This is a genomic window from Pantoea sp. SGAir0184 (assembly GCF_043544755.1).
The window spans coordinates 3,467,154-3,478,316 of sequence record NZ_CP028050.1; the positions used below are offsets into that span (position 1 = coordinate 3,467,154).

Genomic DNA, 11,163 nt, shown 5'->3' on the forward strand with positions numbered 1-11,163 from the left:
GTTAGCGTTAAGCAATGAAAGGTCCGGCGCGGATGCCATGAATAGCAGCCTGCCAGTCAGCAGAAGAGTGAACGTTGGGCAAAACATGATGCGCTCGCGACGGCGGTGCCATCGCGGCTAAAGGTTGCGCGGGTGAAGTCAGCAGCGCCTGCAGCGAGTCAATCAGCGCCAGCTTTTGCGCCGCCAGCGGCAATGCATGTTCCGCTTCCGCTGTTGCGGGCGGCGTCATGCTGAATGAGAGATGGCGAATGACGGTGCGGATGGCGTGCTGATGCCAGTAATCAACGTTGAAACTGGGGCGACGCGCGCTTTCCTGCAGGCGAATCAGGTGATCAAACCGCACCACCTTGCCGGTAAACAGGCTGCTGACCGGCGAATCGCTGCTGGTGGGCTCTGCGCTTTGTGCACAGGCAGGCAGGCCGAGACTGGCCGCCACCATCCCCAACAGGAGATGAGGCCAGAAATAGCGTCTGCCGAGTTGTCGCCAGCGTGAGAAAATCCCGATCACCTTTCGTCCATCATGCCAGTCATTAAGCGCTAAGCCAGAGTTGCGTTACGCACCCTGCTTACATGAGCGCCAGATAATAGCACTTATGTGGGGCTTCGACATCAGGGATTAAAGGGCTTACGGCGGATTTCACGTTTTTTTGCGCAGGGTTTGGTCGCTGGCAACAGGGTTTTGCGAGCGGGATTACAGCTTAGCGGCGGGCAATAAAAAACGGCGGGTTCCACTGACCGGAGAGGGTGTCAGGGAAGCCCGCCGTTTATGGCTGACTAATTAAGCCAGCACTAAATTTGGCGCTTTGAAGGCCAGTGGCAGTTCAGCTTCGTCTTCGAAGGTCGCCCATTCCCAGGCTTCCTGCTTCGCCAGTACCGCCTGCAACAGTTTGTTGTTCAGCGCATGGCCGGACTTGAACGCAGAGAATGCGCCAATCACGTTATGACCACACATGAACAGGTCGCCGATGGCGTCCAGCATTTTGTGACGCACGAACTCATCTTCAAAGCGCAGGCCATCTTCATTCAATACGCGGAAGTCATCGAGGCCAATCGCACAATCTAAACTACCGCCCAGGCACAGGCCTTTAGACTGCAGATATTCGATTTCACGCATAAAGCCGAAGGTGCGCGCACGGCTAATCTGACGCACAAAGGATTCAGCCGAGAAATTGAGCTGGTAACGCTGCGAGCTTGAGTCGATCGCCGGATGTTTGAAGTCGATGGTGAAGTCGAGTGAAAAACCATTGTACGGTTTGATCTCGGCCCACTTATCGCCATCTTCTACCCGTACCGCTTGCTTCACGCGCACGAATTTCTTCGCGCTGTTCAGCTCTTCGACACCGGCATCCATCAGCAAATAAACAAAAGGCGCGGCACTGCCATCCATGATCGGAATTTCTGGCGCATCGACTTCAACAATAATGTTGTCGATACCCAGACCTGCCAATGCAGCATTCAGGTGTTCAACCGTCGAAATACGCACGCCTTCATCATTCACCAGGCAGGTACTCAGCATGGTGTCGCGCACGTATTTTGCATCAGCCGGGAAATCAACCGGTGGATTCAAGTCAGTGCGACGATAGATGACCCCGGTATTAGCCGACGCAGGGCGTAAAGTCAGCGTGACTTTTTTGCCGGTATGCAAACCGACGCCAGTCGCCTGAACAATACGTTTTAATGTCCTTTGTTTGATCATCGCATTATCTCGCAATATTACCCATCCGACCGCCAGTATAAATTACCGGCGGGCGAATACTTTAGCACAAAGAGCGGAGAATCCCAATTCTCAGGATATTCTTAGTCTGCCTGTTTACGCAGGAAGGCTGGAATATCAAGATAGTCAGGCTCTTTGCTGGATGACGCTGGCTGGTCATTCACCACTTTCGCGGCCGGTTTCTGCTCCTGCGGCAGCGGCGCCATGCCGTGCTGCTGGTAGCGATGATCCATGACCGGCTGAGTCGCAGGTTTGTTAGTCACCAGGGTGATTTCCGGACGCTTGTCCATGCCGATACCGGTCGCCACCACGGTGACGCGCAGCTCGTCGTTCATCTCTGGATCCAGCGAGGTACCGATAACCACGGTCGCGTTGTCCGAGGCGAAGGCGCGGATGGTGTTACCCACGGTTTCGAACTCATCCAGGCGCAGGTCGAAGCCCGCCGTGATGTTGACCAGCACGCCACGCGCACCCGACAGATCGATATCTTCCAGCAGCGGGCTAGAGATCGCCATTTCGGCCGCTTCTTCGGCACGGTCTTCACCACAGGCAACGCCAGAACCCATCATCGCGTAACCCATTTCTGACATCACGGTACGCACGTCGGCGAAGTCGACGTTCATCAGACCCGGACGGGTAATCAGTTCTGCGATACCCTGCACCGCACCTTTCAGCACGTCGTTAGCCGCACCGAAGGCATCCAGCAGAGAGATACCACGGCCCAGCACTTTCAGCAGCTTGTCGTTAGGAATGGTGATCAGTGAATCAACATGCTTGGACAGCTCAGCGATACCCTGCTCAGCAAACGCCATGCGTTTTTTCCCTTCGAAGTTGAAGGGCTTCGTCACCACTGCAACCGTCAGGATACCTAAATCTTTGGCTACTTCAGCCACCACAGGAGCTGCACCGGTACCAGTACCGCCACCCATGCCCGCGGCGATAAACACCATGTCTGCCCCTTCCAGCGCAGAACGCAGTGCTTCGCGATCCTCTTCCGCCGAGGTACGACCGACTTCCGGGTTAGCACCCGCACCGAGACCTTTGGTGATATTGGTCCCGATCTGAATCGTCTGGCCGACCGCCGTTTTACGCAACGCCTGTGCGTCGGTATTCACAGCGAAGAATTCCACACCTTCGATACGCTCGCGTACCATGTGCTCTACGGCGTTGCCACCGCCACCGCCGACGCCGATGACTTTAATCACCGCGTCATTGGTTAATTCCATAGGTTCAAACATGATTTCTCTCCGTTATGTGCCTGTCGCCTGGAGATCATAAACATTGCCTGATGATCTCCTTTTTCAAAAAATTAAAACTCTTTCTTCAGCCAGCTGTTGATGCGTTTAAACCAATTGCCCACTGAAGCACGTTTTTCCGTTTCTGCATCACCGTTCATGTGTGACTCTTTGCCGTAATGCAGCAGGCCAACCGCCGTCGAGTAGTACGGCTCCTGTGCATAATCCGTCAGGCCGGTGATGTTAAGCGGCTGACCGATGCGCACCTGGGTGTGGAACACCCGCTGTGCACAGGCCGCCAGACCTTCAATCTGCGCCGCACCGCCGGTCAGCACAATACCGGCTGCCAGATGATGCTTCACGCCCTGCTGGCGCAGTTGCTCCTGCAGTTGCAGAATCTCGTCGTTCACCAGATTCAGCAGTTCGGTGTAACGCGGCTCAATCACTTCTGCCAGCGTCTGGCGCTGCAGGCTGCGCGGTGGACGTCCACCCACGCTCGGCACCTCGACGTTTTCGTCTTTGCCGACAATCGAACCCAGCGCACAACCATGACGCACTTTAATCGCTTCGGCGTCGGTTGGCGGTGTGCCAAAGGCATAGGCGATATCGCTGGTCACCACGTTCCCGGCATAGGGAATCACTTTGGTATGACGCAGCGCGCCGCCGGTGTACACCGCGATATCCATTGTACCGCCACCGATGTCAACAACACAGACTCCCAGCTCACGTTCATCTTCGGTCAGCACCGAAAAACTGGATGCCAGTCCGGCAAAAATCAGTTGGTCAACTTTCAGGCCACAACGTTCAACGGCTTTCACGATATTTTTTGCCATATCGTTGTGGCAGGTGATGAGATGCACCTTGGCCTGCATACGCACGCCGGAAAGGCCAACCGGATTTTTGATGCCTTCCTGATAATCGATGGCGTATTCCTGTGGAATCACATGCAGAATACGATGTTCGTCGCGCACGCGAACGGATTTCGCCGTATGCACCACGTTTTCCACATCATCCTGAGTGACTTCCTCTTCGGAAATCGGAACCATCCCGATTTCGTTCTGACAACTAATATGTTTGCCCGATAAAGCAAGGTATACCGACGAAATCTGGCAGTCTGCCATCAATTCCGCCTGGTCGATGGCGCGCTGAACGCACTTCACCACCGACTCCAGATCGTTCACGCCGCCTTTGTCCATACCGCGGGACGGGCAGCTGCCGACGCCAATAATGTTGACCATACCATCGGGCAGAATTTCCCCAACCAGGGCGGCGACCTTCGCAGTGCCGATTTCAAGTCCTACTACCAGTTTTCTGTCCGTTGCCTTGATCATTGTGGTTTAGCCTGTGCCTGGTTTTGTTGCTGATTACTGTCCTGTGGCTCAATCGGTGCCGGTGCCCAGCCTACTGCGGCGCCGGAGTCATAGCGTAGATCAACATAGCTGATGCGCTGGTTCTGACTCTGGCCCTGCTGCTGCAACTCCGGATAGAGCTCAATAAAACGGTTCAGACGCTTCATGGTATCGCTGCGCCCCAGTTCGATGCGCACATCGTCGCTGGTCACCAGCTGCCACGAGCGCCGCGCCGTCATCGACGCGACCTTCAGGGTAAACTTACTGGCCCGCAGCACATCACTCATGGTGTGATAGCCGGCCAATACCTCTTTCTCACTGCCTTCCGGCCCATACAGCATCGGCAACGTCTCTTTGCCGATGTGGCTGGCCGGGACGCTGAAGGAGACGCCATCGGCGTCCACCATGTGCGAGTCATTCCAGCGTGCCACCGGGACAAACTCCACCAGGTTTATCTTCAGCTCATCAGGCCACTGCTTGCGCACGCTAACCTGTTTAATCCACGGTAACCGCTCGATCTGCTGCTGGATAATGTCCACGTTCTGCGACATGAACGTTCCCGGCGCGCCGAGCGATAAAATCGCCTGACGAATATCATCGTGCGTGGTGTAGTGGGTTTCGCCCGTCACCACCAGCTTCGACAGCGGCAGACGCGACGCATCATTCATCCACTTCAGCACCACGAGGCCGCCAGCCACCATGATGCCCATCACCAGCAGCAGGAACACGATGCCAAACAGCCGTGCTCCGTTGCTCCGTCCGGAGCGCGCACGCTCCTGAGGTTCGCGATTTCTAACGCGCAGTGCCGCCTGAGACATATCAGTCAGCCAGCTCCAGAATGCGCGCCACCAGTTGCGGGAAGCTGTATCCCGCCTGCTTTGCCGCCATCGGCACCAGGCTGTGGCTGGTCATGCCAGGCGAGGTGTTCACTTCCAGCAGCTGGAAGTTGCCGTCGCCGTCGACCATCACATCAACCCGTCCCCAGCCGCTGCAGCCTAACGCGCGCCACGCGGCCAGCACTAATGTCTGCAGTTCCGCCTCTTTCTCCGCACTCAGGCCGCTCGGGCAGAAGTATTGAGTATCGTCAGAAATGTATTTTGCTTCATAGTCATAGAACTCGCTGGCGGTCTGAATTCTGATTGACGGCAGAATTTCGTCGCCGACGATGCCCACGGTGTATTCGGCACCGCTGAGAAAAGCTTCCACCAGCACGTCATCATCATGGCGAAACGCCTCCTGCAGCGCGGCTGGCAGCGCCTCCGCCTGGTTCACGCGGCTGATGCCAACGCTGGAACCTTCACAGCTTGGCTTCACAAACAGCGGCAGTCCGAGCGCGGCGATCGACGCCTGCGCTGCAGCATCCAGCCCCTGCTCATACTGCTGGCGCGTCAGCCAGACAAATTTGCCCGCCGGCAATCCCCTGCCCTGCCACAGCAGTTTGCTGCGCAGTTTATCCATGGTGATGGCCGACGCCATGACGCCGCTGCCGGTATAGGGCAGTTGCAGAAACTCCAGCAGCGCCTGCAGCGTGCCATCTTCGCCACCGCGACCGTGCAGCGCGATAAACGCTTTGGCAAAGCCCTGCTGCCGGAGGTCCAGCACCGAGACGTCACGGGTGTCGACACCGTGCGCATCAATGCCCATCTCGCGCAGTCCCGCCAGCACCGCGCTGCCGGACATCAGTGACACCTCACGCTCGGCGGAGGTACCGCCCATCAATACCGCGACTTTCTCAGCCATGGCGCGCCTCCGTGTTCAGAGCCGGCTGCAGCTGAATCTCAGCCAGCTTGCGGGCAATTTTGCCGATGTTGCCGGCGCCCTGCACAATCACCAGATCGTCGCCGGACAGCAGCGGTGCCAGCGCATCCGGCAGCGCTTCGTGCTCGGAGACCAGAATCGGATCGACCTTGCCGCGATTGCGGATGGCACGGCACAGTGAACGACTGTCCGCGCCCGGAATGGCGGCTTCGCCCGCCGGGTAGACATCCAGCATCAGTAACACATCCACCTGCGACAGCACATTGGCGAAATCATCGAACAGGTCGCGGGTGCGCGTGTAGCGATGCGGCTGAAACACCATCACCAGCTTTTTCTCTGGCCAGCCGGCGCGCGCCGCTTTGATGGTGACATCCACTTCGGTCGGATGATGGCCATAATCGTCGACCAGCATCGCGCTGCCTGGCTTACCGTTAACGGCAGCGGTGTCAAACTCGCCCAGCACGTCGAAACGTCGACCGGTGCCCTGGAAACTCTCCAGCGCCGCCAGAATGGCGTTGTCGTCAATGCCCTCTTCGCTGGCAACCGCTACGGCTGCCGCGGCGTTCAGCGCGTTATGGCGGCCCGGCGCATTCAGCGTCACGTGCAGCACCGGCTTGTCCTGACGAATCAGGGTGAAGTGGCCCTGCGCGCCGCGCTGTTCGTAATTTTCGACCCGCACATCCGCATCGTCGCTGAAACCATAGGTGGTGACCTGACGGCCCACGCGCGGAATCAGGTCGCGAATCACCACATCGTCCACGCACATCACCGCGCGCCCGTAGAACGGCAGGTTGTGCAGGAAGTTAATAAACGTCTGCTTCAGGTTCTCAAAATCGCCCTGATAGGTATCCATGTGATCCGCTTCGATGTTAGTGACAATCGCCACCATCGGTTGCAGATGCAGGAAAGACGCGTCGCTTTCGTCTGCTTCCGCAATCAGATAACGGCTGCTGCCGAGGCGCGCGTGCGTACCCGCCGCTTTGACCAGACCGCCATTGACGAACGTCGGATCGAGACCGCCTTCCGCATAAATACTGGTCACCATCGCGGTGGTGGTGGTTTTGCCGTGCGTGCCGGCAATCGCGATGCCGTGACGGAAACGCATCAGCTCAGCCAGCATCTCCGCCCGGCGGATCACCGGGATACGCTGCTCACGCGCCGCCACCAGCTCCGGGTTGTCCTGCGCCACGGCGGTGGAAACCACGACGACGCTGGCGTCGGTAACATTTTCCGGGCGATGGTTGAAGTAAATGGTCGCGCCCAGCGAGGCCAGATGCTGCGTAACCGGATTGGGCGCCAGATCGGAGCCGCTAATGTGATAGCCTTCGTTCGCCAACACCTCGGCAATACCGCCCATGCCGGCACCGCCGATGCCGACAAAGTGGATGTGCCGGACGCGACGCATCTCGGGCACAATAGAACGCAGTTTTGCCAATTGTTGTGTATTCATCTGTCTCTGTTACCTGTTTTCCCGTTTGCACCTGCATTCAGATGCGGGCCAGTCAAACTGACCGGTTAACTTACTTCGCGACGCGCGCAACCTCTTGTGCCACCCGTTCGGTCGCATCAGGAATCGCCACCTGGCGGGCTTTTTCCGCCATCGCCAGCAGCGTGGCGCGATCCCAGTGGCGCAGCGTGTCTGCGACGGCCGCAGCAGTAAACTGCGGCTGCTCGAAAATTTTGGCCGCGCCGGCTTTTTCCAGCGGCAGCGCATTCCAGTATTGCTGACGATCTTTGTGCTGGAACGGCACGAAAATCGCCGGTAAACCCGCCGCCGCCACTTCACTGACGGTCAGCGCGCCGGAGCGGCACACCACCACATCGGCCCACGCATAGGCTTGCGCCATGTCATCGATGAACTCGGTGACCTTGTGCTGCGGCTGGCCAGCGGCCTGATACGCCTGCTGCACGGTCTCCCGTGCGCCTTTGCCGGTCTGATGCCACAGCGTGATGGCGTCACCCAGTTCGGCGGCGACCTGCGGCACGATCTGATTGAGGATGCGCGCGCCCTGACTACCGCCAATCACCAGCACGCGAATCGGCCCGCTGCGGTGTGCCAGACGCTGCGCCGGCAGCGGCAGCGCCAGCACATCATTACGTACCGGGTTGCCCACCACCTCGGCAGTGGGGAACGCGCCCGGAAAGGCCTGCATCACTGTGGTGGCGATTTTCGCCAGCCACTTATTGGTCAGGCCGGCAATGCCGTTCTGCTCGTGCAGCACCACCGGGATGCCGCAACTCCACGCCGCAAGGCCGCCCGGCCCGGAAACATAACCGCCCATGCCCAGCACCACATCCGGCTGCCAGTTTTTCATGATGCGGCGCGCCTGGCGCCACGCATTGAAAATGCGCACCGGTGCCAGCAGCAGGGCCTTTACGCCTTTACCGCGCAGTCCGCTGATGCGGATGAAGTCGATATCGATGCCATGCTTTGGCACCAGATCGGCTTCCATCCGGTCTGCGGTTCCCAGCCAGCGCACCTGCCAGCCTTGTTCGATCAGATGATGCGCCACGGCCAGTCCGGGGAACACATGTCCGCCGGTACCCCCTGCCATGACCATCAGCCGTTTACCACTCATCGGGCACCTCGGGTAAACGCCTGGGCTTTTGCCAGACGCGTTTCATAATCTATGCGCAATAAAAACACGATGGCGGTCGACATAATGATCAGACTCGATCCACCGTAACTGATCAGCGGCAGCGTCAGGCCCTTGGTCGGCAGCATACCCGCCGCCGCACCAACGTTAACCAGCGCCTGGAAGCTAAACCACACGCCAATGGAACAGGCGAGGAAGCCGGAAAAACGCTGGTCGATCTCCAGCGCGCGACGGCCAATCGACATTGCGCGAAAAGCGACGAAGAATACCATCAACAGCGCCAAAACCACACCGACATAACCCAACTCTTCACCGATAATTGAGAAGATAAAGTCGGTATGCGCTTCCGGCAGATACTCCAGTTTCTGCACCGAGTTGCCCAGGCCCTGCCCCCAGAACTCACCGCGGCCAAACGCCATCAGCGACTGAGTCAGCTGGTAGCCGCTGCCGAACGGATCTTCCCACGGGTTCCAGAAGGAGGTCACGCGGCGCATACGGTAAGGTTCCGCGATAATCAGCAGCACCACGGCGAAAATGCCGGAGCCGATAATCGCCAGGAACTGCCACAGTTTGGCGCCCGCCAGGAACAGCATCGCCAGCGTGGTAACAAACAGCACCACCACGGTGCCGAGGTCCGGCTGGGCCAGCAGCAGCACCGCCAGCACCACCATCACGCCCATCGGCTTACAGAAGCCCCAGAAGTTGTTCCGCACCTCTTCCACTTTGCGCACCAGATAGCTGGCGAGATAGCAGAACAGCGACAGCTTGGATAACTCCGCCGGCTGAATACGCAGCGGCCCGAGCGCGATCCAGCGCGATGCGCCGTTAACCGAGCTACCGACCACCAGTACGATCAGCAGCATCGCCACCGAAGCCATCAGCATCGCGTTACTGTAGCGCTGCCAGAAATCCATCGGTACGCGCAGCGTCACTAACGCCATCCCCAGCGCCAGTGCGATATAAAAGGCATCACGCTTGGCAAAGTAGAACGGATCGTCGTTAAGACGCTGTCCAACCGGCATCGACGCCGAGGTGACCATGACAAAACCGATAATCGCCAGGCCAAATGTCAGCCACAGCAGCGTGCGGTCATATAGCACCACCGGCGCGTCGTCGTTGTCGCGCGCGCCCATCACCCAATCACGCAGGCGCAGCGAAATAAAACTGGCGATACTGGCTCCGGGAATACGCATCAGCTCAGCTCCTTCGCCAGTTGCGCGAAGCGATCGCCGCGCTGTTCAAAATTACGGAACTGGTCGAGGCTGGCGCACGCCGGTGACAGCAGCACCAGGTCGCCCGCCTGCACCTGCGCGGCAATCTGCGTCATCGCCTGTTCGAGCGTGTCGGTGCGCGTCGCCACTGCCGGACGCAGCGCGGCCAGCGCGTCGCCGTCGCGGCCAAAGCAGAACAGCCGCACGTTGTCGCCCTGCAGATAGCGCGCCAGCGGCGTAAAGTCCGCCCCTTTGCCATCGCCACCCAGCAGCAGCCACAGCGTGCCTTTCACCTGCAGGCCGTTAAGCGCGGCTTCGGTGCTGCCCACGTTGGTGGCTTTCGAATCATTAATCCAGCGCACGCCATGCGCTTCGTGCACCAGCTGGAAGCGATGCGGCAGGCCGCTGTAGGTGGTTAACGCTTTCAGGCTGGAGGCGCGCGGGATATTCACCGCATCGGCCAGCGCCAGCGCGGCCAGCGCATTGGTGTAATTGTGCTGCCCGACCAGCTTCATCTCGTCGGTATTAAGGACTTTCTCGCCCTTCACCCGCAGCCAGGTACTGCCCTGCTGCTGGTTGAGGTGATAATCGCCCACGTCGATGCCAAAGCTGACGCAGCGGCGATCGGCGCCGCGCACCGGCATGGTCATGCCATCGTCGGCATTCACCACGCAGATATCCGCGTTTTCATAGATGCGTAATTTAGCGGCGCGGTACTGCTGCATGCCGAGCGGATAGCGATCCATATGATCCTCAGTGACGTTAAGGATGGTTGCCGCCGCCGCTTTCAGGCTGTAGGTGGTTTCCAGCTGGAAGCTGGAGAGCTCCAGCACATACAGCTGCGCCGGCGATTTGAGCAGTGTCAGCGCTGGCAGCCCAATGTTGCCGCCTACGCCCACCTGCCAGCCCGCGGCGCGCGCCATTTCGCCCACCAGCGTGGTGACGGTACTTTTGCCATTGGAACCGGTGATCGCCACAATCGGCGCCTGCGCTTCACGGCAGAACAGTTCGATATCGCCGACAATTTCAATGCCGGCGTCAGCCGCTTCGCTCAGCGCCGGGTGCGCCAGCGCGATGCCCGGGCTGGCGATGATCAGATCGCATGCCAGCAGCCAGTCGCTGTTGATACCGCCAACGTGGCGCTCCACCTGCTCTGGCAGTTTGTCCAGCCCCGGCGGTGACACACGGGTATCCATCACGCGGGGCGTCACGCCCTGCGCGAGGAAGAAATCAACACAGGACAGGCCGGTAATGCCTAATCCAATGATGACGACTTTTCTGCCCCGATAGTCAGCCATG

At 58.9% G+C, this 11,163-nt stretch carries 10 protein-coding genes; all 10 read right to left on the reverse strand.

All coding sequences use genetic code 11. From position 1 onward, the window contains the following. Positions 1-7 precede the first annotated feature (7 nt). Positions 8-508 (reverse strand): secA translation cis-regulator SecM, encoded by a 501-nt coding sequence (gene secM / locus C1N60_RS16515; RefSeq protein ID WP_041387019.1) that lies wholly within the window; start codon positions 506-508, stop codon positions 8-10. Between the two features lie 270 nt (positions 509-778). Beyond that, positions 779-1,696, reverse strand: a complete 918-nt coding sequence (gene lpxC / locus C1N60_RS16520; protein WP_127833677.1) for a UDP-3-O-acyl-N-acetylglucosamine deacetylase — start codon at positions 1,694-1,696, stop codon at positions 779-781. Positions 1,697-1,797: 101 nt separating this feature from the next. Further along, on the reverse strand, positions 1,798-2,952 hold the full coding sequence (gene ftsZ, locus C1N60_RS16525; protein ID WP_021507556.1) for a cell division protein FtsZ: 1,155 nt from the start codon (positions 2,950-2,952) through the stop codon (positions 1,798-1,800). A gap of 71 nt (positions 2,953-3,023) precedes the next feature. Continuing rightward, positions 3,024-4,280, reverse strand: a complete 1,257-nt coding sequence (gene ftsA / locus C1N60_RS16530; protein WP_013507861.1) for a cell division protein FtsA — start codon at positions 4,278-4,280, stop codon at positions 3,024-3,026. Then, entirely contained in the window at positions 4,277-5,116 is an 840-nt protein-coding gene (ftsQ, locus tag C1N60_RS16535; protein WP_058780440.1) for a cell division protein FtsQ, read from the reverse strand. The genes ftsA and ftsQ overlap by 4 nt, the downstream gene beginning before the upstream one ends. Before the next feature lies 1 nt (position 5,117). Continuing rightward, the gene (locus C1N60_RS16540; RefSeq protein ID WP_104188113.1) at positions 5,118-6,038 is read right to left on the reverse strand and encodes a D-alanine--D-alanine ligase; all 921 of its coding nucleotides are present in this window, start codon (positions 6,036-6,038) and stop codon (positions 5,118-5,120) included. Then, positions 6,031-7,506 (reverse strand): UDP-N-acetylmuramate--L-alanine ligase, encoded by a 1,476-nt coding sequence (murC, locus tag C1N60_RS16545; RefSeq protein ID WP_031279704.1) that lies wholly within the window; start codon positions 7,504-7,506, stop codon positions 6,031-6,033. The genes C1N60_RS16540 and murC overlap by 8 nt, the downstream gene beginning before the upstream one ends. A 70-nt stretch (positions 7,507-7,576) precedes the next feature. Next, complete coding sequence (murG, locus tag C1N60_RS16550; protein ID WP_059010288.1) at positions 7,577-8,635, reverse strand: undecaprenyldiphospho-muramoylpentapeptide beta-N-acetylglucosaminyltransferase; 1,059 nt, start codon at positions 8,633-8,635, stop codon at positions 7,577-7,579. Next, positions 8,632-9,846 (reverse strand): cell division protein FtsW, encoded by a 1,215-nt coding sequence (gene ftsW / locus C1N60_RS16555; protein ID WP_021507561.1) that lies wholly within the window; start codon positions 9,844-9,846, stop codon positions 8,632-8,634. The genes murG and ftsW overlap by 4 nt, the downstream gene beginning before the upstream one ends. Further along, positions 9,846-11,162, reverse strand: coding sequence for a UDP-N-acetylmuramoyl-L-alanine--D-glutamate ligase (gene murD, locus C1N60_RS16560; protein WP_059010290.1), 1,317 nt, complete (start codon positions 11,160-11,162; stop codon positions 9,846-9,848). Before murD ends, ftsW begins: the two co-directional genes overlap by 1 nt. Between the last annotated feature and the right edge of the window lies 1 nt (position 11,163).